The 24,068-nt window shown below is 69.9% G+C and carries 21 protein-coding genes; 8 read left to right on the top strand and 13 right to left on the bottom strand.

All coding sequences use genetic code 11. From position 1 onward, the window contains the following. The first annotated feature begins 83 nt into the window (after window positions 1-83). Together ACK4SC_RS08400 and ACK4SC_RS08405 are read left to right on the top strand one after the other, a co-directional pair. A complete protein-coding gene (locus ACK4SC_RS08400; protein ID WP_409617017.1) occupies window positions 84-1,157 on the top strand; it encodes a threonine aldolase family protein in 1,074 nt (357 codons plus the stop codon). Between the two features lie 262 nt (window positions 1,158-1,419). Beyond that, entirely contained in the window at window positions 1,420-1,824 is a 405-nt protein-coding gene (locus ACK4SC_RS08405; protein ID WP_409617018.1) for a PGPGW domain-containing protein, read from the top strand. A gap of 9 nt (window positions 1,825-1,833) precedes the next feature. Here the strand turns inward: ACK4SC_RS08405 and ACK4SC_RS08410 are convergent, their stop codons facing one another. The 8 genes from ACK4SC_RS08410 to ACK4SC_RS08445 all read right to left on the bottom strand — a co-directional run bounded on the left by ACK4SC_RS08410 (window position 1,834) and on the right by ACK4SC_RS08445 (window position 11,178). Beyond that, a complete protein-coding gene (locus ACK4SC_RS08410; protein WP_409617019.1) occupies window positions 1,834-3,165 on the bottom strand; it encodes a hypothetical protein in 1,332 nt (443 codons plus the stop codon). 126 nt (window positions 3,166-3,291) lie between these two features. Next, entirely contained in the window at window positions 3,292-4,344 is a 1,053-nt protein-coding gene (locus ACK4SC_RS08415) for a zinc-dependent alcohol dehydrogenase family protein (protein WP_409617020.1), read from the bottom strand. Between the two features lie 48 nt (window positions 4,345-4,392). Further along, complete coding sequence (locus ACK4SC_RS08420; RefSeq protein WP_409617022.1) at window positions 4,393-4,962, bottom strand: methylated-DNA--[protein]-cysteine S-methyltransferase; 570 nt, start codon at window positions 4,960-4,962, stop codon at window positions 4,393-4,395. Next, window positions 4,959-6,668: a DNA-3-methyladenine glycosylase 2 family protein gene (locus ACK4SC_RS08425; RefSeq protein ID WP_409617024.1), complete on the bottom strand. Its 1,710-nt coding sequence runs from the start codon at window positions 6,666-6,668 to the stop codon at window positions 4,959-4,961. Before ACK4SC_RS08425 ends, ACK4SC_RS08420 begins: the two co-directional genes overlap by 4 nt. Window positions 6,669-6,692: 24 nt before the next feature. Beyond that, window positions 6,693-7,103: a type II toxin-antitoxin system VapC family toxin gene (locus ACK4SC_RS08430; RefSeq protein ID WP_409617026.1), complete on the bottom strand. Its 411-nt coding sequence runs from the start codon at window positions 7,101-7,103 to the stop codon at window positions 6,693-6,695. Continuing rightward, on the bottom strand, window positions 7,100-7,345 hold the full coding sequence (locus tag ACK4SC_RS08435) for a hypothetical protein (RefSeq protein ID WP_409617028.1): 246 nt from the start codon (window positions 7,343-7,345) through the stop codon (window positions 7,100-7,102). The genes ACK4SC_RS08430 and ACK4SC_RS08435 overlap by 4 nt, the downstream gene beginning before the upstream one ends. Window positions 7,346-7,404: 59 nt before the next feature. Beyond that, window positions 7,405-9,567: an ATP-dependent Clp protease ATP-binding subunit gene (locus tag ACK4SC_RS08440; RefSeq protein ID WP_409617030.1), complete on the bottom strand. Its 2,163-nt coding sequence runs from the start codon at window positions 9,565-9,567 to the stop codon at window positions 7,405-7,407. Window positions 9,568-9,657: 90 nt separating this feature from the next. Beyond that, window positions 9,658-11,178 carry a glycosyltransferase gene (locus ACK4SC_RS08445; protein WP_409617032.1) on the bottom strand — a complete coding sequence of 507 codons (1,521 nt, stop codon included), beginning with the start codon at window positions 11,176-11,178 and terminating at the stop codon, window positions 9,658-9,660. A 48-nt stretch (window positions 11,179-11,226) separates the two neighbouring features. On the opposite strand from ACK4SC_RS08445, the gene ACK4SC_RS08450 reads away from it, so the two are divergent. After that, window positions 11,227-11,889, top strand: coding sequence for an NADPH-dependent F420 reductase (locus ACK4SC_RS08450; RefSeq protein ID WP_409617034.1), 663 nt, complete (start codon window positions 11,227-11,229; stop codon window positions 11,887-11,889). Between the two features lie 10 nt (window positions 11,890-11,899). Here ACK4SC_RS08450 and ACK4SC_RS08455 read toward each other — a convergent pair whose 3' ends face one another. Continuing rightward, window positions 11,900-13,030, bottom strand: coding sequence for a class I SAM-dependent methyltransferase (locus ACK4SC_RS08455; protein ID WP_409617036.1), 1,131 nt, complete (start codon window positions 13,028-13,030; stop codon window positions 11,900-11,902). Between the two features lie 197 nt (window positions 13,031-13,227). On the opposite strand from ACK4SC_RS08455, the gene ctaD reads away from it, so the two are divergent. Both ctaD and ACK4SC_RS08465 read left to right on the top strand, forming a co-directional pair. Then, entirely contained in the window at window positions 13,228-14,850 is a 1,623-nt protein-coding gene (ctaD, locus tag ACK4SC_RS08460; protein ID WP_409617167.1) for a cytochrome c oxidase subunit I, read from the top strand. 61 nt (window positions 14,851-14,911) lie between these two features. Then, window positions 14,912-16,993 carry an ATP-binding protein gene (locus tag ACK4SC_RS08465; protein ID WP_409617038.1) on the top strand — a complete coding sequence of 694 codons (2,082 nt, stop codon included), beginning with the start codon at window positions 14,912-14,914 and terminating at the stop codon, window positions 16,991-16,993. 12 nt (window positions 16,994-17,005) lie between these two features. On the opposite strand, the gene ACK4SC_RS08470 is transcribed toward ACK4SC_RS08465, so the two are convergent. The 4 genes from ACK4SC_RS08470 to dnaK are packed head-to-tail and all read right to left on the bottom strand — an operon-like array spanning window position 17,006 to window position 20,968. Continuing rightward, complete coding sequence (locus tag ACK4SC_RS08470) at window positions 17,006-17,404, bottom strand: heat shock protein transcriptional repressor HspR (protein ID WP_409617169.1); 399 nt, start codon at window positions 17,402-17,404, stop codon at window positions 17,006-17,008. 59 nt (window positions 17,405-17,463) lie between these two features. After that, a complete protein-coding gene (locus ACK4SC_RS08475; protein ID WP_409617040.1) occupies window positions 17,464-18,432 on the bottom strand; it encodes a DnaJ C-terminal domain-containing protein in 969 nt (322 codons plus the stop codon). 9 nt (window positions 18,433-18,441) lie between these two features. Further along, window positions 18,442-19,098, bottom strand: a complete 657-nt coding sequence (locus tag ACK4SC_RS08480; RefSeq protein ID WP_409617042.1) for a nucleotide exchange factor GrpE — start codon at window positions 19,096-19,098, stop codon at window positions 18,442-18,444. 4 nt (window positions 19,099-19,102) lie between these two features. Beyond that, window positions 19,103-20,968, bottom strand: a complete 1,866-nt coding sequence (gene dnaK, locus ACK4SC_RS08485; protein ID WP_409617043.1) for a molecular chaperone DnaK — start codon at window positions 20,966-20,968, stop codon at window positions 19,103-19,105. A gap of 207 nt (window positions 20,969-21,175) precedes the next feature. Here dnaK and ACK4SC_RS08490 point away from each other — a divergent pair, with 207 nt between their 5' ends. The 3 genes from ACK4SC_RS08490 to ACK4SC_RS08500 are packed head-to-tail and all read left to right on the top strand — an operon-like array spanning window position 21,176 to window position 24,036. Further along, window positions 21,176-22,600 (top strand): MFS transporter, encoded by a 1,425-nt coding sequence (locus tag ACK4SC_RS08490; RefSeq protein ID WP_409617045.1) that lies wholly within the window; start codon window positions 21,176-21,178, stop codon window positions 22,598-22,600. Window positions 22,601-22,660: 60 nt separating this feature from the next. Further along, window positions 22,661-23,170: a hypothetical protein gene (locus tag ACK4SC_RS08495; protein ID WP_409617046.1), complete on the top strand. Its 510-nt coding sequence runs from the start codon at window positions 22,661-22,663 to the stop codon at window positions 23,168-23,170. A 44-nt stretch (window positions 23,171-23,214) separates the two neighbouring features. Then, window positions 23,215-24,036 carry an isocitrate lyase/phosphoenolpyruvate mutase family protein gene (locus ACK4SC_RS08500; protein WP_409617048.1) on the top strand — a complete coding sequence of 274 codons (822 nt, stop codon included), beginning with the start codon at window positions 23,215-23,217 and terminating at the stop codon, window positions 24,034-24,036. Window positions 24,037-24,068: the final 32 nt, after the last annotated feature.

The following is a 24,068-nucleotide window of genomic DNA, read 5'->3' on the forward strand; positions in this document are numbered from 1 at the left end:
TCCGCGTTTCTGCGCACGAAAATTGCGCGCGGTGGGCGGTAAGCGGCGTAGGGATGCGCGCGTCCGCCTGCGAGAATGGGCGCGTGACCCGACTGCATGACATCGCCCGCCGTGGATTCGCCAGCGACAACTACGCGGGGGTGCACCCCGAGGTGCTCGCCGCCATTGCCGACGCGAACGAGGGCCACCAGATCGCGTACGGCGAAGACGACTACACCGCCCGGCTGCTCGAGGTGGTGCGCGCCGAGTTTGGCGAGCAGGCCGAGGTGTATCCGGTGTTCAACGGCACGGGTGCGAACGTCTTGGCCTTGACGGCTCTCATGCCGCGATGGGGTGCGGTCGTCGCCAGTGGTGTGGCGCACATCCACACCGACGAAGGCGGAGCGCCCGAGCGCGTCAGCGGGCTGAAGCTGTTCACCGTTCCCACCGACGACGGCAAGCTCACGCCCGAGCTGATCGATACGGAAGCCTGGGGCTGGGGAGACGAGCACCGGGCGCAGCCGCTCGCGGTGAGCATCACGAACTCGACAGAGGTGGGCACCGTCTACACGCCCGACGAGGTGCGAGCGATCGCCGACCACGCGCACGCGAACGGCATGGCGCTGCACCTCGACGGCGCCCGCGTCTGGAACGCGGCGGCGTCGCTCGGAACGTCACTGTCGGCCTTCACCTCGGAGGCGGGCGTGGATATCTTGTCGCTCGGTGGCACGAAGAACGGCCTGCTCGGCGCGGAGGCGATCGTCGTCATCAACCCCGAACGCGCGCCCGGCCTCACCTACCTGCGCAAGATGAACATGCAGCTGGCGAGCAAGATGCGCTTCATCTCGGCCCAACTGCTCACGCTGTTCGAGAACGACCTCGGCCTTCGGTCGGCCCGCCACGCCAACGCCATGGCCGCGCGCCTGCGCCAGGGGCTCGAGCGCATGGTCGCGAGCGGTGAAGTGCCGGCCGGCTCGCTCGGCTTCAGCCAGGACACGCAGGCGAACGCCGTGTTCGCGCTGCTCGACAACGCGGTTGCCGACCGCATTCGCGAGAAGTTCCGCTTCTACGACTGGGATCGCGCCCGCGGAGAAGTGCGCTGGATGTGCGCCTTCGACACGAGCGCCGACGACATCGACGCCTTCCTGCGCGTCGTGCACCACGAGCTGACGCGCTAGCGGACGCGCGGAGCACCCCGGCGTGAGCCGGGGCCCTTCGGCGCGCCACAAAATAGATGGCAATCGATATTGACAAGCATCAATATTGTCCGGCAGGATCACCCTATTCATAGACAGTGATCTATCTATAGAGGGGGTGCGTGATGTCGGATCTCGACGGCTGCTGCGGCGGCGGCGTGTGCTGCTGACGACGACCCTGTCGCTCAGCAGACACGAATTGTGGCGTCAGCGCTTCCCAAGCGACGCGCCGCACACTGGCCGGGTGAGCACTGAATCACCCGGCCAGCAGCGCGTTCTGCAGCCCGGCGACCCCGGGTACGAGCGCGCCGACGAGGCACGGCGCACCAGCCCGGTTCGCGGGCGGGCGGCGGCAGCCCGCGAGGCGATCCGGCGGCGCCCCGGGCTCGACAGGGTCTACCGCACCGGCGTGAAAGTCGTCGGCGGCACGACCGTCGGACTCGGCATCGTGCTCATGCCGCTTCCCGGCCCGGGCACCCTCGTCGCCCTCGGCGGGCTCGCGATTCTCGGCACCGAGAGCGAGCGGGCGAAGAAGCTGAATGACCACGCCGTCCGCGCCGCCAAGGCGGCCGCCGCGGCGGCGGCCCGACGACGGGATGCTCGACGCGCGTCTCGCACGCAGCGCCCGTACCGCGCCACAGCCGACTAGCGACCCCGACTACGGCGTTCGCGAGTCCAGCGATTCGGCGAGGCTCGCCCATCCCCGGTCGAGGGCGTTCTGCGCCTCGAGTTGCGCCTCGGCGAGCGCCTCGTCCGCCGACAGCTCACCCGACCGGACGGCGTCGACGGCGTCACTCCAAATACGCATGAGCGAGACGTCGGCGGGCGTGACGGTGGGGGGAACGGCGGCTGTGTAGGCCTCGTCGACCGCGGTGCGCACCGTCGTCGCCTGCGCGTCGTCGGCACCGGTCAGCCATTCGCGCAACTCGGCATCGGCCGTGACATTGGCCGTGAGCAAGCCCGCAACGGTCAGCGGTGCGACCTCCGTGGCACCCGCGGCGTCAGCGCCCGCCGCGGCATCAGCGTCGGCGTCGGCGTCGGCGTCGGCCGAACCCGGCGCCTCGGACCCGGAGGTGACGGCGTCGATCCAGGTCTGCGACTCGGTGACGGCGCGCACGTAGCCGCACGCGGTCGCGGGATTCGCTCCGGCCACCGGGATCGCCCACCCGTAGCCGTTCAGCACGGCGACGGGGGCGCCGGCGACATCGACCACCGGGCCAAGCTGAGGCTCAGCGGCCGTATCGTCCGTGCCGCCGGCGATGCTCGATGACACCTCGGCGGAGTCGACGAGCGCCGACTCTGCCGACGGCTCACCCCACCGGTCGAGCGCTTCGACGACCCGCGGGTCGTCGAAGGTGGCGGTGCGACCGTCGGGAGTCACGAGCGAGGTTCCCTCTGCGGCCGCCCACAGCTGGGCAACGCGCCAGTCTCGCGGGTCGGCCCCGACCGATTCGAGCAGAGCGCCACCACGGTCGGCGGAACCGCTGTCGCCCGACGTCACGAGCAGTGGCACGGTCGACGTGTCGGGGAGGGCAAAGATGCGCTCCTCCAGCGTGACCTGCGTGAGCGCCGCCGGGCTGTACTGGCCGAGGTTGATCGGCGCCTCTTCGATGCACCGTTCGAGCGGCATGACCGCGCCGCGCGCGGCAAGGTAGCCGATGTCGGTGCGGTCCGCATAGATGAGGTCGGGAGCGTCGCCCGACTCGGCGGCCGACGCAAAGCTGCGAGCATCCAATGCAGATCCGGTGACCGTGACCTCGACGGCCGTGCCCAATGCGTCGACTGCACGATCGTGGCGCGCCTGATTGATCGGGTCGGACAGGGCGAAGCCCTCGATCTCCAATTGACCGGCGTACGGCTGGTCTGCCCCGTACCACGAGCCATCGGCTCCCGGCCCCTGAAGCTCGCCCGTACAGCCAGCCAGCAGAACGGCCGAGGCGGCGAGGGCGACGGGGGCGGCAAGGGCGGATGGGCGGTACTGGCGGGGCATGGAACTCCTCACACGGTCATGGGCGGCGGTCTCCCTCGCGCGAGGGAAAACGGCTCACCACGCTAGAAGAGTCCTGCGCGACGCACCACGGGGTTGACAGCAGCGTGACCGCACCCGACTATGCGGCTATGGCCGCAGCAGCACCTTGATCGCCTCGCGCTCATCCATGAGGCGATAGCCCTCGGCAACGTCGGCGAGCGGCAGCTCGCGGTCAAAGACGCGACCGGGCTGGATCGTGCCGTCGAGGACGAGCGGGAGGAGGGCATCCAGGTAATTGCGCACGGGGGCGATGCCGCCGGCGACGCCCACGTTGCGCGAGAAGAGCGTGCGGATCGGCAGCTCGGCGCCGCCGTGCGGAACGCCGACGTAGCCCACGCGGCCGCCGGGGCGGGCGGCGCGGATGGCCTGGTCCATCGACTCGGCCGTGCCGACGCACTCGAGTACGGCGTCGGCGCCGACCCCGTCGGTGAGCGCCATGATCGCCGCGATGCCCTCGTCGCCGCGCTCGGCCACGACGTCGGTCGCGCCGAACTCGCGGGCGAGGGCCTGCCGGTCGGCGTGGCGCGACATGGCGATGATGCGGGCCGCGCCGAGCTGCCGGGCGGCGATGACGCCGCACAGGCCGACCGCGCCGTCGCCGACGACAACCGCCGTCGACCCGGGCGAGACGCCCGCCGAGACGGCCGCGTGCCAACCGGTTCCCATCACGTCGCTGAGGGCGAGCAGGTGCGGCACCATGGCGTCGTCGACGGGGCCGGGCACGACCGCGAGACTGCCGTCGGCGGTCGGCACGCGCACGAACTCGCCCTGGGCGCCGTCGGCGAAGTGGCCGTCGCGGTCGTCGCGACCCCACCAGTTGCCGTTCTGGCACGACGGGCTCACGCCGTTGTCGCAGTGCGGGCAGTTCATGTCGCAGTCGTAGAACGGTGCGATGACGAAGTCGCCGGGGCGCACCCGCGTGACGGCGTCGCCGACCTGTTCGACGACGCCGACGAACTCGTGGCCGATGCGGTGCGGCTCATCCGTATCGACGACGCCGCGGTAGGGCCACAGGTCGCTGCCGCAGATGCACGCGGCGACGACGCGCACGACGGCGTCGCGGCCGGTGCCGCTCAGCTGCGGATCGGGCGCCTCCTCGAGGCGGATGTCGCGGGCAGCGTGGATGAGGGTGGCAAGCATGGAGGGAACGGTATCGACGCGGGGTGGGCGGTTACTGGATGCGCGCCATCACGCGGTCGCCTCGCGGTCGAGCAGGCTCTGCTTGATGGCGAGTCCGTAGCGGAAGCCGCCCAGCCCGCCGCCCGTGCGCAGCACCCGGTGGCAGGGCACGAACAGCGCGGCCGCGTTCATGGCGCAGGCTGCCGCCGCCGGCCGGGTCGCGGCGGGGCGTCCGGCGAGGGCCGCCAGTTCGGCGTAGGTGACGGGCCTTCCCGGCCGGATGCCGCGCATGACGCGCCACGTCGCTTCGAGGAACTCGCCGGAGCGCTGGCGAACGGGCACCGCGTCGGGCGCTGCACTGTCCCCGGCGTAGAACCGCTCGACGGCGACAAGCGCCGACTCGAGCGCGGGCGTGGACTCCGTCAGCTCGTCGGCCGCCGGCCGGATGGTGCGGTGGATGAGCGGGATGAGCTCGGCGATGTCGGCCGTCCAGCCGGAGGCAAGCACCGCATCCTCGTCAGCGATGACGGTGAACGGGCCGTCCGGGGTCGCGACGGTGCGGGCGGCGACAGTGCTACCGGCGCTACCGGCGACAGTGCGGCCGGCGGCAGGGCGGCCGGCGGTCTGGCTGGCGGTCATGGGACGTCCTTTCGGGGTGGTTCGGGATGCGCGGGCACGCCCTCGAGGGCGGCCCGCCACAGGTGCGCGGCGGCGTACGACCGCCACGGCGCCCACGCGCCAGACGCGGCGGCGAGCAGGCGGAACGCGGCCGGGCGCGGGAGGTCGGCGGGAACAATCCCGGCCGCGCGGCCGCCGGCAAGCAGGGCGACATCGCCAGGGATCCAGGCGTCGGGGGTGCCGGTGACGCGCATCGCGACGTAGGCGGCGGTCCACGGGCCGAGGCCCGGAAGGGCGCCGAGGCGGGCAGCCAGCTCGTGCGGGTCGTCGCCCACGTCGAGGGTGAGCTCGCCGGCGGCGATGAGCCGCGCAACGCGGGCCACCGTGTCGACCTGGCGAGCCGGGAGCCGCAGCGGGCGGGCGGGGTCAGCGGAATCCTGTGCCGCGAGCGTGGCGGCGAGCGCGTCAGCCGTCGGGAAAAGCTGGTCGAGCCCCGGCACCCCCGTGGTGACGGGCTCGCCGGCGGCCGCCGCGAGGCGCCCCAGGTGCGTGCGCGCCGCAGCCACCGAGATCTGCTGGCCGACGATGGTGCGCGCGAGCAGCTCGGGCGGATCCACGGTGCCCGGCACGCGGATGCCCGGCGTTGCTGCCACGAGCGGCGCGAGATGGGGGTCGCGGGCGAGCGCCTCGTCGACGGCCAGCGGGTCGGAGTCGAGGTCGAGCATCCGCCGCGTTCGGGCCACGCCGACGGGCACGTCGGCGAGCGAGGTTAGCGCGAGGCGGAGGGTCAGGGTCCAGGGAGTGGGGGGCGCCGCCGCGTCACTTCCGCCCACGGCGCGCGTCGCCGTCACGTCGATGACACCCGGGCCGTTGGGCAGGCTCACCGTGCGGGCGAAGCGCAGCCGGCCGACGGCGAGGTCGAGCTCGGCGAGTTCGACGCCCGCGATCGCGCGGGCCGCGAGGTAGGAGAACATGCCGGACGCGTCGTAGGGCTGGCGCACGGGGAGGGCAAGGGTCACGCCCACAAGCAGGGCCTGCGGCGCTGGGGCGGCGACGCCGATGTGGGCGGGCGCGGGCGGCTGCGCCCGTGCGCGCAACGCGCTCGGTGTGACCGCGAAGACCTCGCGCACCGTGTCGGTGAACTGCCGCACCGAGCCGAACCCGGCGGCGAAAGCCACGTCGGCGAGCGGCAGTGGCGTTCCCACAATGAGGGCGCGGGCGAGTTGCGCGCGGCGAGCCCGGGCGAGAGCGAGCGGGCCCGCTCCGAGCTCGGCCGTCAGCAGGCGTGTCAGATGGCGCGGGCTGTACCCGAGCCGGGCGGCGAGCCCCGCGACACCCTCGCGGTCGATGACGCCGTCGCCGATGAGCCGCATCGCGCGGCCGGCGACGTCGCCTCGCCAGTTCCATTCGGGGCTCCCCGGCGTCGCCTCCGGCAGGCACCGCTTGCACGCGCGATAGCCGGCCTCGTGGGCGGCGGCCGAGGTGGCGTAGAAGGCGACCCCCGTCTCGCGCGGCGTGCGGGCGGGGCACGAGGGCCGGCAGTAGATGCCGGTCGAGGCGACGGCGGTCACGAACTGCCCGTCGAAGCGGGCGTCGCGCGAGACGATCGCCCGGTAGCGCTCCGCGAACCCGGGATGCCCGGGGCGCCACTGCGCGCCCGTCGCGTCCGCGCGCGGCCGGCGCGCCGTGCGCGACGTGGGAGCGCTGGTCGGGGTCACGCGCACCATTCCATCGCGCATCCTGACCCGCGTCTAGCGGGAATCGGACATCGCGATCGTCACGACTGCGCAGCGCACACCGGGCACGCGGGTGAGCCGCGCGTCACCGCTGGCCAGGGGCACGCCGAGTTCTTCGGCCAGTGCGAGGTACGCAGCGTCGTATGCCGACGCGTTGTCCGCCAGCTCAAGGACACGACCGAGGAGGGGCTCCGTCGGCCAGACATCGAGACGAAATTCGGCCAACTGCTGGGCGGCATCGAGCATCGCGTCACGCGTGAGCACCCGCCTGAGATACAGACCACGGAGAGCGCTGATCGTTTCGATGATGGCGTGCCCCGGCACGACCCAGTGGTCGTCTGCCGCCATCACGCTCGCCGCCGTGTCGACGTCGGCAGGCGAACCGGCGACTAACGCCGTCAAGCACGACGCGTCAACGACGATCATGAAGCGGGTGACCTGCGACCCTCGTCGATAGCAGCGAGTATCTCGTCCATCGTCACGGACGTTGCGCGCTGACGCGCGCGATCGCGAACTCGGTCGAGAACGGCGCGATTGTGGGCAGCACGGCCCTCGCGCTCGAGAACCTCGTGGAGGAACGCTTGAAGCGACTGCTCGCGCCGACGGGCCTCAGCGGCGAGAGCATCGCGCAACTCGGGCGATACGTCTCGGATCTGAATGGCGACCATTGCCGCATGCTAGCAAAAATGCATGCAGGAACACATGCATCTTTTCATCTCGCAGGATGTCACAGCGTCGGTACGTCCTCCATGCGGTCGACGGTCAGCGAATCGCTGTCGGCGGCAACCTGCACCCGCACGACGTCGCCGTCCGTGATCTCGCTCGCGATGATCGCCCGAGCAAGCCGGTCGTCGATCTCGTGCTGCATGAGCCGGCGCAGCGGACGCGCGCCATAGATCGGGTCGTAGCCGCGCTCGGCGAGCCAGGCACGAGCATCCGGCGTGACGGCGAGCTGGAGGCGACGCTCCGCGAGCCGGCGCTCGAGGCGGTCGACCTGCAGCGACACGATCTGGCCGAGGTCGTCGGTCGACAGCGTCGAAAAGACGACGATGTCGTCGAGCCGGTTCACGAACTCGGGCTTGAACGCCTGGCGCACCATGTCGTTCACGGCCGCCACCTTCGTCTCCCAGTCGAGCGACGGGTCGATGAGCGCCTGCGATCCGAGGTTCGAGGTCAGGATCAGGATCGTGTTGCGGAAGTCGACCGTGCGCCCCTGCCCGTCGGTGAGTCGACCGTCGTCGAGCACCTGCAACAGCAGGTCGAACACCTCGGGGTGGGCCTTCTCGACCTCGTCGAGCAGGATCACCGAGTACGGCCGACGCCGCACGGCCTCGGTCAGCTGCCCGCCCTGCTCGTAGCCGACGTAACCGGGAGGGGCGCCGATGAGCCGCGACACGGCGAACTTCTCGCCGTACTCGCTCATGTCGATGCGCACCATCGCCTTCTCGTCGTCGAACAGGTAATCGGCGAGAGCCTTCGCGAGCTCCGTCTTGCCGACGCCGGTTGGCCCAAGGAACAGGAACGAGCCGGTCGGCCGGTCGGGGTCGGAGATACCGGCGCGCGTTCGCCGCACCGCCTCGCTGACGGCGATAACCGCATCCTTCTGCCCGATGATGCGCTTACCGAGCTCGGCCTCGAGGTTCAGCAGCTTCTCGGTCTCGCCCTGCGTCAGCTTGTCGACGGGGATGCCCGTCCACGCGGCCACGACGCTCGCAATGTCTTCGTCGGTCACCTGGTCGTTCACCATGCGCGGCCGCTGCTCGATGTGCTCGGCGTCGGCCAGCTGCTTCTCGATCTTCTTGATCGTCTCGTGCTCGAGGCGGGAGGCCTCCTCGTAGCGACCGTCACGGATGGCGAGGTCGAGCTGGATGCGGGCGTTGTTGAGGCGCTCCTTCAGGTCGCCGACCGCGTTCAGGGCGAGCTTCTCGGCCGCCCACGCGCGCTCGAGCTCGTCGCGCTGGGCGCTCTTGTCGGCGAGTTCGGCGCGCAGCGCCTCGAGTCGCGCCTTCGAGGCCTCGTCCTTTTCCTTTTTCAGGGCGAGCTCTTCGATCTCGAGGCGCGTCACGGCGCGCTTCAGCTCGTCGAGCTCGACGGGGCTCGACTCGATCTCCATCTTCAGTCGGCTGGCGGCCTCGTCGACGAGGTCGATCGCCTTGTCGGGCAGCTGCCGGCTCGTGATGTAACGGTTCGACAGGGTCGCGGCGGCCACGAGCGCACTGTCGGCGATCGCGACCTTGTGGTGCGCCTCGTAGCGTTCCTTGAGGCCGCGCAGGATCGCCACCGTGTCTTCGACGCTGGGTTCGCCGACGAACACCTGCTGGAAGCGACGCTCGAGCGCGGCGTCCTTCTCGATGTATTCGCGGTACTCGTTAAGCGTCGTGGCGCCGATCAGGCGCAGCTCACCGCGGGCGAGCATCGGCTTCAGCATGTTCGCCGCCGCGACGGAACCCTCGCCGCCGCCCGCGCCCATCAGCGTGTGCAGCTCGTCGATGAAGGTGATGACGCGGCCGTCGGACTCGTCGATCTCTTTCAGCACGGCCTTCAGCCGCTCTTCGAATTCGCCGCGGTACTTCGCGCCGGCGACCAGCGCGGCCAGGTCGAGCGAGACAAGCTGCTTGTCTTTCAGCGAGTCAGGCACGTCGCCCGCGACGATGCGCTGCGCGAGGCCTTCCACGACGGCGGTCTTGCCGACGCCGGGCTCGCCGATCAACACGGGGTTGTTCTTGGTGCGCCGACTCAGCACCTGGCTGACGCGACGGATCTCGGCGTCGCGGCCGATGACGGGGTCGAGCTTTCCGGCGCTCGCGATCGCCGTGAGGTTGACGCCGTACTGTTCCAGCGCCGTCTTCTGGTCACCGCTCGTCGACGGCGCGCCCTGCATGTTCGCCATGTGCGTGTGGCCTTTCCTGCCCGATGGTCCCTACCGCGCCCAAAGGTTGAGTCGCGCTGACTCAAGTTTACGCGCGCGGCTGTGAGCGCGCTAGGAGGAAAGCGCCCGCGGCGTTCGCCCTGCGAGATCGGCGAACAGTCGCTCCCAGCGTTCCCGAGCCCGATCGGGCCCGTTCGCGAGCGCCCACTCGAGGGATGCGCGCGACAGGCGGTCGATCTCAGTCGCGTTTCCGAGCATCCCGAGAACCGCGTCGGCGAGCGCCGCGATGTCGCCCGCGGGCACCAAGCGGCCCGTCTCGCCGTCGGTGATGAGCTCGCCGGGGCCGTAGGCGATGTTGTACGAGACCGCGGGGCACCCGCGCGCCATCGCCTCCGTGATGGCGAGTGACTGGCCCTCGTAGACGCTGGTCAGCAGCAGCAGCGCTGCCGTGCGCGACTGTTCGGGAGCGTCGGGCGTGTGACCGTGCAGGGTGACCGCGTCGCCGAGCCGCAATTCGTCGATCAGGGCCTGGAGGTCGGCGCGTAGCGGACCGTCGCCGTAGATGTCGAGCCGCGCGGTCGGCCGGGCGTCGACGACGCGGCGCCAGGCGCGGATCGCGTGGTCGAGCCGCTTCTGCGGGGCGAGGCGGGCAACCATCACCGCGCGGTCGAGGTCGCGGTGATCAGCCCCCGCCACCACCGACGGATCGGCGAGCACGTCGGCGGGCGGCTCTGCCGGGTGCGGAATGACGTAACCGGGGGCGTCTCCGGGAGCGCCGTCCTCAGCGCCGGCGCGGCGCCGGGCGACCTCGGACCGCTGGCGTTCGGTCAGCCACACGACGGCGTCGTACCGAGGCAGCGTGTCGAGCCAGCCGCTCCAGGTGATGTCCATGGGGCTGTCCCAATCGTGGGGCGGCGTCGTGTGGGCGTTGTGCACCGTGTGCACGAGCGGGACGCCGCCCGTGCCGTTCCAGTGTTCGCCGACCTGCCGGGCCTCCGCGATCGCGACGAGCCGTGCATCCGGGTGGAGCGCCCGCTGGTCGTCGACGAGCGCGCGCCACCACGCGCGATACAGCGCCCCGAAGCCGGCGAGACCGCCCACGCGGCTGGGCACCACGCCAGCACCGCCCGTCGGGGTGTGACCGGCCGTCAGCACGTCGATGACCGCCTCAGTGCGCCACCAGTCGGGGGCGGCGACGAACGGCAACCGGAACAGCGGAATGCCCTCGGCGTCGAAGAAGTCGGTGAAGACAACGGCGCCGGAGGTGTCGCGCACCACCTGGCGCCAGGGCACCCCGGCGGCGTCGAGCTCGAAGGCCTCGCGATGCGTGCCGGCAGACTCGTCGATCGTCGGTTCGAGTTCGGGATCGGCGGCGTCACGAAGGATCGCGGGGCGACTGCGCACCTCCTCGAGCAGGTTCCGCATGACCGTCTGGGTGTCGGCGAGGCCGAGGCGGCGAAACTCGGCGGCGAAGGGCGCGTAGTCGGGGTGCAAGTCGACCGTCGCGAGCACGACCGGGTGGCCCGCCTCGGCGAACAGCTGGGCGCGGCGCATCGTTGCGACCGTGTAACCGCCGTCGAGCCCAGGACGCAGGCGACTGGTAACGATGAGGCAGACCGGGTCCGAGTGCACGCGGTCAGCCTAGGGAATGCGCACAGCATGACGCTGTTGACTCCTCCCATGACGACTATCGGCATCATCGGATCGGGAAACATCGGCTCGCAGCTCGCCCGCGCCTTCACCGCGCTCGGGCACGACGTGGTGATCGCGAACTCGCGCGGCCCCGCCTCGCTCGCAGGCCTCGTCGCCGAGATCGCCGACAGCCCTCGGGCCGGCACGCTGACCGCGGCCACCGTCGCCGAGGCGGCCGCCGCCGGCGAGGTCGTCGTGCTCACGATCCCGCTCGGGAAGGTGCCGAGCCTGCCGCGCGACCTGTTCGACGGGCGCACGGTCATCGACACGGGCAACTACTACCCGCAGCGCGACGGGCAGATTCCCCCGCTCGACGACGAGACGACAACCACCGTTGAGTGGGTCGCCGACCAGTTCCCGGGCGGCACCTTCGTGAAGGCCTTCAACCACATCCCGGCACGGGAGATCACCGACCACGCACAGCCCGCGGGAACCGACGGGCGGCGCGCCCTCACCGTGCACGCCGACGACGAGGCGGCGAAGCAGCGCGTGGCGCAGCTCATCGACGGAATCGGCTTCGACGCCGTCGATGGCGGAACCCTCGCCGACAGCTGGCGCATCCAGCGCGACACCCCCGGCTACGGCCCGCGGCTCACGGCCGACGAGTTGCGCGCGAAGCTCGCGGAGGCGAAGCGCTACCGCGACATGTAGGCGTGCCCGCTCAGCGTCGGGTCGACGCCGTCACGGTGAACTTGCGGGTGCGCGAGAGCTGACGTGTTGGCCCCACGATGCGCTCGAGCACGGGCCGGTACTGCAGCGACGAGTTCCAGACGCAGCGCAGTTCGCCGCCCGGGCGCAGCACCCGGCCGGCCTCGGCGATGAGCCGATGGGCGATACCCGTGTGCACGGCGCCGCCCACGTGAAACGGCGGGTTGAGCAGCACCAGGTCGACGCTGTCGTCGGCAAGGCTGGAGGCTCCGTCGTCGTGGCGCACCTCGACCGCGACCCCGTTCGCCTCGGTGGTCAGCCGGGCACTGCCGACGGCGGCCGCCGACACGTCTGTGGCGATGACGCGCGCCGCCGGGAGCCGCTGAGCGAGCGTCACGGCGAGCACGCCCGATCCGCATGCCAGGTCGAGCGCGACGGCGGCGTCGGGCAGGCCGTCGAGGGCGTGCAGCAGCGCGCGCGTGCCGATGTCGACGCTCGCGCCCGCGAAGGTGCCCGGCACCGCGACGATCTGCAATCCCGACTCTCGATCCCGGGAGCGCTCGGGGTGCGCCGCGGCGACGGTCGCGATCGGCTCGCGCGCCGTCAGCAGCCGCGCTTTGCCGCGCGCCAACGAGACGTCGACGCGCCCGAACGCAGCACCGAGCACCTCGTTCTGGCGCGGCGTCATGTGCTTGACCATGTTGCCGGCGATGAGCACGGCATCCGGGTGAGCAACGGGCGCGATCGCCCGGGCGATCGCGCCCAGCCTGTCGAGCGACCGCGGCAGGCGCAGCAAGATGAGCCGGGCGCCCCGGGCGACCGTCTCAAGAGGGTGCGCGTCGAGGGTGATCGGGAGGCGGGCATCCCGAACGTTCTCGGCGGTCGCGCGTGCCGCGACGACCGAGTCGTGATGAACGGATGCGCGGCGCACCCCCAGAACGGACAGCCCGGCCACGAGGGCCCCGTGCGCGTCGTCGATCACCGCGACCGGCGGGGCCGGATCTGCCGCGAGGGAGGCGACCAGGGCGGCGTGGCCGTCGGCCAGGGTGTCGAGCAGGTAGCGGTCGGCGGCATCGAAGGCGCGCAGACCCGAGGCGCGAGCGTCAGCGTGCGGTCGCAGCGTGATCAGCGTGGCGTCGAACACAGCACCCCCTCCCCTGCCTGCCACGTTAGTGTGCCGGCCCGTGCCCGGTGTCAACCCCCTCGACCCGAGGCGCGCAATCGCCTTGGGTAACGAGCGTGACGACGACCGACCGCCCCCAGACCGGAGCCCGCGCCACCCCAGAGACGCGTCGCCGATCTCCGTTCGTCGACTGGCTCACGACGACCGATCACAAGAAGATCGGTTATCTCTACATCGCGACCTCGTTCGTGTACTTCCTCATCGGCGGCGTTCTCGCGATGGTCATCCGGGTGCAGCTCTTCGCGCCGGGGCTCGAAGTGGTCGCCACGAAGGAGCAGTACAACCAGCTGTTCACGATGCACGGCACGATCATGCTGCTGCTGTTCGCCACGCCCCTCTTTGCGGGCTTCGCGAACGTCATCATGCCGCTGCAGATTGGCGCGCCCGATGTCGCGTTCCCGCGACTGAACGCGCTGTCGTACTGGTTGTTCTCGTTCGGCGGGCTCATCGCGGTCGGCGGCTTCATCACCCCGTACGGTGCGGCATCGTTCGGCTGGACCGCGTACGCCCCGTTGTCGCTCGAGGCGCACACCCCGCAGCTCGGGGCGAATCTCTGGGTGATGGGGCTTGCCCTCGCTGGCTTCGGAACGATTCTCGGCGCAGTGAACTTCGTCACGACGATCATTACGATGCGCGCGCCCGGCATGACGATGTGGCGAATGTCGATCTTCACGTGGAACACGCTGATCACGTCGATCCTCGTGCTGATGGCGTTTCCCGTGCTCGCGGCCGCGCTGTTCGCCCTCGCCTCCGACCGCCTGTTCGGCAGTCACGTGTTCGACCCGGCAACCGGCGGGGTCATCCTCTGGCAACACCTGTTCTGGTTCTTCGGGCACCCCGAGGTGTACATCATCGCCTTGCCGTTCTTCGGCATCATCTCGGAGGTCATCCCCGTCTTCAGCCGCAAAGCGATCTTCGGCTACCGAACGCTCGTCTACGCCACGATCGCGATCGCGGCGCTGTCGATTACGGTCTGGGCCCACCACATGTACGTGACCGGGTCGGTGCTGCTGCCGTTCTTCGCGCTCATGACCATGCTCATCGCCGTTCCGACCGGCGTGAAAATTTTCAATTGGCTCGGCACGATGTGGCGCGGCTCGGTCACCTTTGAAACCCCGATGGTGTGGGCGATCGGGTTTCTCATCACCTTCATCTTCGGCGGGCTCACCGGCGTGATCCTCGCGAGCCCGCCTTTGAACTTCCACGTGTCTGACACCTACTTCGTCGTGGCGCACTTCCACTACGTGGTCTTCGGAACCGTCGTGTTCGCCATGTTCGCCGGGTTCTACTTCTGGTGGCCCAAGTGGACAGGCACGATGCTGAACGAACGGCTCGGGCACATTCACTTCTGGATGCTGTTCGTCGGCTTCCACGCGACCTTCCTCGTGCACCACTGGCTCGGTGTCGTCGGAATGCCCCGCCGCTACGCCACCTACATGGTGGAAGACGGGTTCACGTGGATGAACCAGGTATCGACCATCGGCTCCATGCTGCTAGCCGCGTCGACCCTGCCGTTCCTCTACAACGTCGTCATGACGGCCCGCCGAGCGCCGCGCGTGAGCGTCGACGACCCGTGGGGGTTCGCGCGGTCGTTGGAATGGGCGACGTCGTGCCCGCCGCCTCGGCACAACTTCACGGTGGTCCCCCGCATTCGCTCAGAAGCCCCGGCGTGGGACCTGCACCACCCCGAGGCGAGAACGCCGATCGGCATTGGCGTCGGCGACGCGAAGGATGCCCCCGACGCGCCGGTCGACGACATCGGCACCGACACCCGCAAGTAGGACAGCGTCGCGGTCGGCGTCGCGCTAGGGAAAAGGGCGCGCGCCGGAGTACATTCTGGCCATGAGGCGCGATCGGTCGGCGAGCCCCGAGCGTGACTCGGCGACGGGAATCGCCGCGCCGCACCCCGCTCAGCGCCTGCGCACGGCGTCGGGACCGGTCTACTGGACCGTGATCGCGTCGGTCGCGATGCTGACGCTTGCTCTCGGCATCGCGGCGCTGCAGGTACCGACGGCGGGAGGCGCGGCCGTCTGGTGGCCCGCCGCGGGCACCAGCGTGCTTCTCGCGCTGCTGTACCGCGGCACTCTGGCCGTTCCTCTCGCGATCGTCGCCCTCACCGCAGCGCTCGCGAATGTGCTCGCGGGGCGACCGGTGGCCTTCGCCGTCGTCGCCGTCGCCGTCGTCATCCTCACCGTCGAAGTGGTCGTGGTCGTTGCGCTCACTGGCCGCCACGGCGAGAAGGCCCGCCTCGACAGCGTGCGGGGGTTGAGCAGGTTCTTCATCGCCTGCACGGCGGGCGCTCTGACGCTGTCGGTGCTCGGCACCGCCTCCCTCGCCGTCTTGGCCGGAGCGCCGCCCGTGCGCACAGCGCTCGCGCTGTTCCTCTCGCACAGTTCCGCGCTCCTGCTCGTCGCGTCGATCGCGCTCGTTCCCTTCTCGCGACGCCCGCTCACGGTCAAGCCGTTGCGCATCGCGGAGGGGGTGATCCAGTTCACGGTGACGCTCGTGCTCGCCGCGGTCATCTTCTCGCCCCTGCTGCCCGTGCCCATGCTGTTCACGCTCTTTCCCCTGCTGGCGTGGGCCGCCGCCCGGTTCCGCCCGCTGTACGTCGTCGTGCAATTGGCGGCGATCGCCCTGCTCATTCCGGCGCTCAACCTGCTGCTCGGCGGGCCATACCGAGATATCCAAGGCGTGCCTCAGGCCGGGCTGCTCGTGCAACTGTTCATGATCAGCGCCGCCATCACGACCCTGTTTCTCGCGGTCGGACGCAGCGAACGCGAGGCCCTCCTCGACGACCGCGAGCGCCGATCGGCACTGCTGCGCGGCGGCTTCATCGGCGCACAGGTCGGGTTCCTGGTCGCGCAGCGCGACGACACCGGGGACCTACGCTTCGTGGAGGCCAACGACGTCGGAACGCGGATGGCGTCCGGCGGCTGGCTGGAGCCGATCCTCGACGCCTGGCTACAGCATCCCGACAACGACCTCACGCAAGAGGTCACCCTGCCCTCGGGGCGCAGCTACCAGGTGTACGCGAGCCTCGCTGGCGGAGCCGACGCGGGTGAGGGGGCGGCGCCCGCCGTCGGGGTCCAGCTCGTCGAGATCACCGACACGATCGCGGCGAGGGATGCTCTCGCCCGCACCCTCGATCGCGAGCGCGCCGTCACCGTCGAACTGCGCGAGTTGGCGCGCCAAAAAGATGTCTTCGTGTCGGCCGTCAGCCACGAGCTGCGAACGCCGATCACGAGCATCCTCGGGTTCGCGGAGGAGCTGGAAGACCACGGTGCGCCCGACACACGCAAGGCCGCCGAGATCATCGTGCGCAACTCGCATCGGCTCGCCGCCATGGTCGAACAGCTGCTCGAACTCGGCCGTGTCGCCGACCCGGAGTCTCACCGAGTGCTCGCGTCGACCGAGCTCGACCGTCTGGTTCGAGAGGCCGTCGAGGAACAGACCCGCTCGGCCACCCGGCGCTCGATCACCATTACCGTCGACCTCGGCGCCGGAGACCGCGAAGTGGTGATCGAACGGCTGAGCCTCGGCCGCGTGCTCACCAACCTGTTGTCGAACGCCGTCAAGTTCACCCCCGACGGTGGCCAGATTCACGTCATCAGCGAACTGCGCGGCGCGCGAGCGCTCGTGCACATCGACGATTCGGGGGTCGGCATCGACGAAGCCGACCGGCCGCGGGTGTTCGAGCGGTTCTTCCGCTCCTCCGACGAGTCGAAGCTTGCGACACCCGGCACCGGTCTCGGGCTGCCGATCGTGAAGGCGCTCGTCGAGTCGGCGGGCGGTGAGGTGACGATCCACGACTCGGCGCTCGGCGGAACGAGGATGACCGTCGCCCTGCCGTTGACCCCCAGCCGTGAGTCGGCCCCTCCGGCGTCATCGGCCCCGGCCGCGGCGACTCAGAGCGACGTCTCTTAGGGTCGCGGCGCTCTAGCCGCGGCGGAACGGCCGCCAGACGACGAGCTGGTTGGACTTCTGGATGCGCGTCCCGGCCTTGATAGACACGACCTCGCCCTCCGCGCCCGCCGCAAACACCCGTCGGCCCGGCGACTTCAGCAGCTCGTCGGCGAGAGCAGTCTCGAGCTCGCGCACGCGACCGCGAAGATGCTGCACCTCGTTCTCGAGCTCGAGGATGCGGCGGATTCCCTCGAGGTTCAGGCCCTCTGAGCTGAGCCGCGCGATCTCGCGCAGCTGCACGACGTCGCGCATCGAGTAGCGGCGGCTCTGCCCCGCCGTGCGGGTGGGCGAGACAAGGCCGAGCCGGTCGTACTGCCTGAGCGTCTGCGGGTGCATGCCGGCGAGCTCGGCCGCGACGGCGATCGCGAACATCGGGGTGTTCTCGTCCACGGTGCTGATTCTCGCCTCCTCGCGGGTCGTTGGCGCTAGATCTAGCCGCGCGCCTTCAGCAGCAGGTCATCACGGGGGTTCTCGTCGGGCAGAGTCTTGGCAAAAGCCTCGAGCTTCTTCTGCGCTTCGGCGCTCAGGTGCGACGGCACCGCGACCTGCACGGTGGCGAGCAGGTCGCCCGTGCCCTTTGCGCTCGAGACACCACGCCCCTTGACCCGCAGCACCCTGCCGCTGGGGGTGCCCGGCGCGACCTTGAGCCGCACCGGCTCGCCGCCGAGCGTCGGCACCTCGATGGTCGCGCCGAGCGCGGCCTCGACGAACGTCACCGGCACGTCGACGCGCAGGTTCAGGCCGTCGCGCGTGAACACCGGATGCGGGCGCACCTTCACGGTCAGCACCAGATCGCCCGGCTCGCCTCCCGTGAGACTCGGCTCGCCCTTGCCCTTCAGTCGGATCTTCTGACCGTCAGCAACCCCCGCGGGGATTTTCACCGTGAGGGGTCGGCCGCTCTGACGTTCGAGCTGCACCGTGTCACCCGACACAGCAGTCGTGAACTCGAGGCTCACCTCGGCCGTCTGGTCTCGCCCCTTCTGTGGCCCGCCGCGGAATCCCGCGCCGGCACCACCGGGGAAGCCCTGACCGCCCCCGAAGAGGCCGCCGAAGATGTCCTCGAAGCCGCCCGCGGTGGGCCGTCCTCGGGAGGGCCCCCCGAACATCCCGCCAAAGACGTCCTCGAAGCCGCCCGGAGAGCCGCCCGCCGTGAAGCGGGCACCCGAGCCCATCGCGCGCAGCTGGTCGTACTCGGCGCGCTGCTGCGGGTCGCTCAGCACCGTGTAGGCCTCGCTGATCGACTTGAAGCGCGCCTCAGCGGCCGCGTCTCCCGGATTGGAGTCGGGGTGGTACTGCCGCGCGAGCTTGCGGTAGACCTTCTTCAGCTCGGCGTCACTGACGTTCTTCTGCACCCCGAGGGTCGCGTAGAAGTCCTTCTCGAACCAGTCGTTACTGGCCACGAACGCCTCCTAGCTCTCGGGGGTGAAGACCGCCACCTTCGCGGGCCGGATCAGCCGGTCGTTCAACGCGTAGCCGACCTCAATCACGTCGCCCACTTCGTTGGCGGTCACATCGGGCTTCGGCAATTGCACGATCGCCTCGTGGAAATTCGGGTCGAACGCCTCGCCGACCTCGCCGACCTTGCGCAACCCATACTTCTCGAAACCGGTGCGCAGCTTCTGCGCGACCAGTTCGAGCGGACTGCCCTCGAGGTCGCCGTGCTGCGCAGCGCGGTCGAGGTCGTCGATCGCGGGTAGCAACGTGCGAATCACCTCGGCGATCACGGCATCGCGGTTCGCCGCGCGGTCGCGCTCGACGCGAGTGCGGAAGTTCGCGAGCTCCGCCTCCGCGCGTGCTGCGCGGTCGCGGTACTCGGCGATCTCAGCCTGGCCCGCCTCGGAGAGGATGTGGTCGATGTCGGCGTCGAGGCTGTTGCCCGACTCCGACACCTCGACGTCGGCGTCTTCGGCCGCGATCAGCTCGTCGACCTCCTCCGCGTCGGTCGGCGCGCCATCTTCGGCGAGGGGGGCGGCGTCCTCCGGGACGCCACCCTCACTCGCCGCCGCGCCGTCGGCACTCTCGTCGGGAGTCTCGTCCCGACCCTTCTTGCGCTTCTTGGCCGACATCGGACTACTTCTTGTCCTTGTCGTCCTCGTCGTCGACGATCTCCGCGTCGACGACGTCGTCGTCCTCCGCCTGCGGCTCGGCGCCCTCCGGGGCTGCCTCACCGGCAGCAGCATCCGCCTGCGACGCGGCGTAGATCGCCTCGCCGAGCTTCGTCTGCGACTCGTTCAGCTTGTCGAACGCGGTCTTGACCGCCTCGTCGTCGTCACCGGCAAGCGCCGCCTTGAGTGCGTCGACGTCGGCCTGAACCTCGGTCTTCACGTCGTCGGGCAGCTTGTCCTCGTTCTCCTTGATGAGCTTGTCGATCGAGTACGCGAGCTGCTCGGAGCTGTTGCGCACCTCGGCGGCCTCGCGGCGCTTCTTGTCTTCTTCCGCGTGCTCTTCCGCCTCGCGGACCATGCGCTCGATGTCCTCCTTCGGCAGCGACGAGCCGCCGGTGATGGTCATCGACTGCTCCTTGCCGGTTCCCTTGTCCTTCGCGCTCACGTGCACGATGCCGTTCGCGTCGATGTCGAAGGTGACCTCGATCTGCGGGATTCCGCGCGGCGCCGGCGCGATGCCGGTCAGCTCGAAGGTGCCGAGGTTCTTGTTGTCGCGGGTGAACTCGCGCTCGCCCTGGAACACCTGGATCGCGACCGACGGCTGGTTGTCGTCGGCGGTCGTGAAGGTCTCCGAACGCTTCGTCGGAATCGCCGTGTTGCGCTCGATGAGCTTCGTCATGATGCCGCCCTTGGTCTCGATACCGAGGCTCAGCGGGGTGACGTCGATGAGCAGAACGTCCTTGCGCTCACCCTTCAGCACTCCAGCCTGCAGGGCGGCACCCACGGCGACGACCTCGTCGGGGTTCACGCCCTTGTTGGGCTCCTTTCCACCGGTGAGCTTCTTGACGAGCTCGGTGACGGCGGGCATGCGGGTCGAGCCGCCGACGAGCACGACGTGGGCGATGTCGGAGACCTTGATGCCGGCCTCCTTGATCACGTCATCGAACGGCTTCTTCGTGCGCTCAAGCAGGTCGCTCGTGAGCTCTTCGAACTTGGCGCGGCTGAGCGTCTCGTCGAGGTTGGCCGGGCCGTTCTCGGTCAGCGACAAGTACGGCAGCTGGATGCTCGTGGACGTCGAGCTCGACAGCTCCTTCTTCGCCTGCTCGGCGGCCTCCTTGAGGCGCTGCTTGGCGATCTTGTCGCTCGAGACGTCGACACCGGTCGACTCCTTGAAGCGCTTGGCGAGGTACTCGACGACGCGCTCGTCCCAGTCGTCACCACCGAGGCGGTTGTCACCAGCGGTCGCGCGCACCTGGATGGTCGAGAAGTCGTCGTCCTTGCCCACCTCGAGCAGCGAGACGTCGAAGGTTCCACCACCGAGGTCGAAGACGAGAATCAGCTCGTCTTCCTTGCCCTTGTCGAGGCCGTAGGCCAGTGCCGCGGCGGTGGGCTCGTTGATGATGCGCAGCACTTTGAGGCCCGCGATCTCGCCGGCCTCCTTCGTGGCCTGACGCTCGGCGTCATTGAAGTAGGCGGGAACGGTGATGACCGCGTCGGTGACGCTCTCGCCCAGGTACTGCTCGGCGTCCCGCTTCAGCTTGGCGAGAATACGGGCCGACAGCTCCTGCGGCGTGTACTTCTTGTCGTCGATCTCCTTCTTCCAGTCGGTGCCCATGTGGCGCTTGACGCTCGCGATGGTGCGGTCGACGTTCGTGACGGCCTGGCGCTTCGCGGTCTCGCCGACGAGCACCTCCCCGTCCTTCGTGAAGGCGACGACCGACGGGGTCGTACGGAAGCCTTCCGCGTTGGCGATGACGGTGGGTTCGCCACCCTCAAGGACGGAGACGACGGAGTTGGTGGTTCCGAGGTCGATGCCGACGGCACGAGCCATGGTGGTGCTCCTTCTGGTAGTTCGGATTGATCGGGAAGATCGTGGGCGCGACGCGGGAGGAAAAGGTTGAGTCGCGCGATATCAAGTTTGAGATTCGGGATGCTCGCTGTCAAGTCGAGCGACGCAAACTTGCGCCACGCTGACTCAACTCTCAGGAAGTTCGCGTCGCGCAACCCCGCGTTTACCGCTCGCGGGTAGCGTGAGCGCATGAGCGACAGCCCTGTCGACAACGGCGTCGGACCGATCCCCCACCCCACCGAGACGAGCATCCCCGTGACCGCGCGCACCGGCGCTGTCAGCGTCATGGGGCTCGACCTGCAAAAAGACGTGCAGGTTCCGCGCAAGCGCGTATTCGCGTGGGCGTTCTGGGACTGGGCGACGCAGCCGTTCAACACCGTGCTCATCACGTTTGTGTGGGTGCCGAGCTACCTGACCAGCACCTTCTTCGTCGACCCCGAGGTCATCGGCACCCCCGGCGAAGAGGCGGCGCTCGGCCAGCTCGCGAGCCTGCTCGGCTTCGGCATCACGATCGCCGGTTTCGCGATCCTCCTGCTGGCGCCGGTGCTCGGGCAAAGAGCCGACCGCGCCGGGCGACAGAAGATGTCGCTGTTCGTCTTCACCGCGCTGCTGGTCGTCGCGCAGTTGGGTATGGCGCTGCTGCCGCCCGGCACGGAGTGGTTCTTCCTCGGGGTTGCCCTCATCGCGATCGGCAGCGTGTTTGCCGAGATCGCCAACGTCAACTACAACGCCCTGCTCATCTCGGTCTCGACCCCGAAGACGGTCGGCAAGGTGTCGGGGCTCGGCTGGGGCTTCGGCTACCTCGGCGGCATCGTCGCCCTCGCCGTCGTCGTGGGGCTCATCCTCGGCGGCGTGCTCGACGGCGAGGCCGCGATGACCTTCCAGCTCATCGCCTTCGGGGCCACGGTCTGGACGATCCTGTTCGCGATTCCCATCTTCCTCAGCGTGCCCGAACCACCGAAGTTGGCCGCCGAAGAAAAGGTGGGCTTCTTCCGCAGCTACGTCGAACTCGCGCGCAGCATCGCACGTCTCTACCGTGAGACGCGGCCCACGTTCTGGTTCCTGCTCGCGAGCGCCGTGTACCGCGACGGGCTGTCGGCGGTGTTCGTGTTCGGCTCGGTGATCGCGGCGATCGTCTTCGGCTTCGGCTTCACCGATCTCGTCATCTTCGGCATCGCACTGAACATCGTCGCGGGCGTCTCGACGATCCTCGCCGGTCGGCTTGACGACTACTTCGGCCCGAAGCGCGTCATTCTCGTCTCGGTGTTCGGGCTCGTCGTGTGCACGCTCGTCGTGTTCTTCTTCGCCGACCTGGGAGCGGGCCTGTTCTGGGCCGCCGGCCTCGTGCTCGCCATGTTCGTCGGGCCCGCGCAGGCCGCCTCACGCTCGTTCCTGGCTCGCGTGACGCCCGCCGGCCGCGAGGGCGAAGTGTTCGGCCTGTATGCCACGACCGGACGCGCGGCCGGCTGGATGGCGTCGCTGCTGTGGGGGGTGTTCATCGCACTCGCCGCCAGCCAGACGCTGTACGGGATCCTCGGTATCTCGCTCGTGCTGCTTGTGGGAGGCATACTGCTCACGTTCGTGAAGGCGCCGCCGCGGGCGAGCGCGGGGTAACGCGCCCGTCTGCAGGGAACCGGCACCGCGCATCCAGGATTCTGGGCGCAGAATGCTGTGGTGACGACCTCCTCCCCTGCCCGCTTCGACGACCTCGACGAGGACGACCCGAACCGCCCCGGCTGGCAGCCCGACCCCGAGCGCGACGGCTGGGAGCGCTGGTGGGACGGGCAGCAGTTCACGCGGTGGGTGCACCGGTCGCCGCGGCCGGGCGCCGCGTTCGACCCGAACTGGAAGCGCGCGTTCTGGCCGGGCCCGAACCGGGATGCCCGCATCGCCCGCTACGGACTGCTCGCGACCCTCGCCACCTTCTTCGTGCAGGCGTGGATCACGACCGCCGAGGTGGTGGGCCTCGGCTTCGTCGAGCCGCCCGTGATCGTCGCGTCGATCGTGGTCGCGTCGATCGCCGCGGTCGTCACCGCGTACTTCGGCTACCGCGGCATGAAGCGCGCCGACCGGCTCGGGGGGCGGGCATCAGCCGTCGCCGCACTCACCGTGGCCGTTGTGCTCGGCGCGACGCCGCTGTCGTTCCTGCTCGCCTACGCGCTCATGGGATTCCAGCTGTACTGAATCGGCCCTGTCGTTGGCACGCCCGCCGTGTCAGGGTGAGGGGCATGACGAACTCCGCGGCACTGACCCCGCCCACCACCGCCGAGAAGGCCGCAGCCCTCGCGGCGCTGCACGTCGCGGGCGACCCCCTCGTCGTGGTCAACGTGTGGGATGCCATGACCGCGCGCATCGTCGCGCGCACCCCCGGCGTGCGGGCGCTCGCAACGGCCAGCCACTCGGTGGCGTACGCGCTCGGCGTCGAGGACGGCGAGGGCATGAGCGTCGACATGGCCCTGGATGCCGCCCGCCGCATCACCGCCTCGACCGATTTGCCGGTCAGCGTCGATTTCGAGCGCGGCTACGCACCGGATGCTCGGGGCGTCGGCGAGAACGTCGCGCGCCTCATCGAGGCGGGCGCGGCCGGCATGAACATCGAAGACTCGCTGGCGGGAGCGACGAGCGAGCGTCGGCCGCTCGAGGAGGCGGCGTCTCGGGTCGCCGCGGCCCGCGCAGCAGCCGACGCTGCGGGCGTTCCGCTCGCGATTAACGCGCGCACCGACACGCTCGCGGGCAGCCCCGACAACTGGAACGAGGCGATCGACCGGGCCAACGCGTACGTCGACGCCGGGGCCACCAGCATCTTCATGCTCGGCCTTCGGGACGAGCAGATGGTGGCCGACGCCGTCGAGAAGGTGCGCGCACCGATTGCGGTGTTCGCGCATCCCGGATACCTGCCGATCGGCCGCCTCGCCGAGCTGGGCGTGGGGCGCATCTCGTTCGGGCCGCAGATCCTCGGGCTGACGCTGCACCACCTGGCGGAGACGGCGGCACAACTGACGGCGCACGGCGACTACCCGGCCGAGCTGTCGTACCGCTACGAGCTGTAGCGGGAGGCGCTCAGCGCCGGGCGGCAGAATGG

Origin of the sequence: Microcella sp. (genome assembly GCF_046293215.1) — a bacterium.
Lineage (GTDB): Bacteria > Actinomycetota > Actinomycetes > Actinomycetales > Microbacteriaceae > Microcella.

Coding starts and splice junctions, on each gene's coding strand:
- ACK4SC_RS08410 (WP_409617019.1), bottom strand. CDS start 3,165: ATGCCCCGCCAGTACCGCCCATCCGCCCTTGCCGCCCCCGTCGCCCTC.
- ACK4SC_RS08415 (WP_409617020.1), bottom strand. CDS start 4,344: ATGCTTGCCACCCTCATCCACGCTGCCCGCGACATCCGCCTCGAGGAG.
- ACK4SC_RS08420 (WP_409617022.1), bottom strand. CDS start 4,962: ATGACCGCCAGCCAGACCGCCGGCCGCCCTGCCGCCGGCCGCACTGTC.
- ACK4SC_RS08425 (WP_409617024.1), bottom strand. CDS start 6,668: ATGGTGCGCGTGACCCCGACCAGCGCTCCCACGTCGCGCACGGCGCGC.
- ACK4SC_RS08430 (WP_409617026.1), bottom strand. CDS start 7,103: ATGATCGTCGTTGACGCGTCGTGCTTGACGGCGTTAGTCGCCGGTTCG.
- ACK4SC_RS08435 (WP_409617028.1), bottom strand. CDS start 7,345: ATGGTCGCCATTCAGATCCGAGACGTATCGCCCGAGTTGCGCGATGCT.
- ACK4SC_RS08440 (WP_409617030.1), bottom strand. CDS start 9,567: ATGGCGAACATGCAGGGCGCGCCGTCGACGAGCGGTGACCAGAAGACG.
- ACK4SC_RS08450 (WP_409617034.1), top strand. CDS start 11,227: ATGACGACTATCGGCATCATCGGATCGGGAAACATCGGCTCGCAGCTC.
- ACK4SC_RS08465 (WP_409617038.1), top strand. CDS start 14,912: ATGAGGCGCGATCGGTCGGCGAGCCCCGAGCGTGACTCGGCGACGGGA.
- ACK4SC_RS08470 (WP_409617169.1), bottom strand. CDS start 17,404: ATGTTCGCGATCGCCGTCGCGGCCGAGCTCGCCGGCATGCACCCGCAG.
- ACK4SC_RS08480 (WP_409617042.1), bottom strand. CDS start 19,098: ATGTCGGCCAAGAAGCGCAAGAAGGGTCGGGACGAGACTCCCGACGAG.
- dnaK (WP_409617043.1), bottom strand. CDS start 20,968: ATGGCTCGTGCCGTCGGCATCGACCTCGGAACCACCAACTCCGTCGTC.
- ACK4SC_RS08490 (WP_409617045.1), top strand. CDS start 21,176: ATGAGCGACAGCCCTGTCGACAACGGCGTCGGACCGATCCCCCACCCC.
- ACK4SC_RS08500 (WP_409617048.1), top strand. CDS start 23,215: ATGACGAACTCCGCGGCACTGACCCCGCCCACCACCGCCGAGAAGGCC.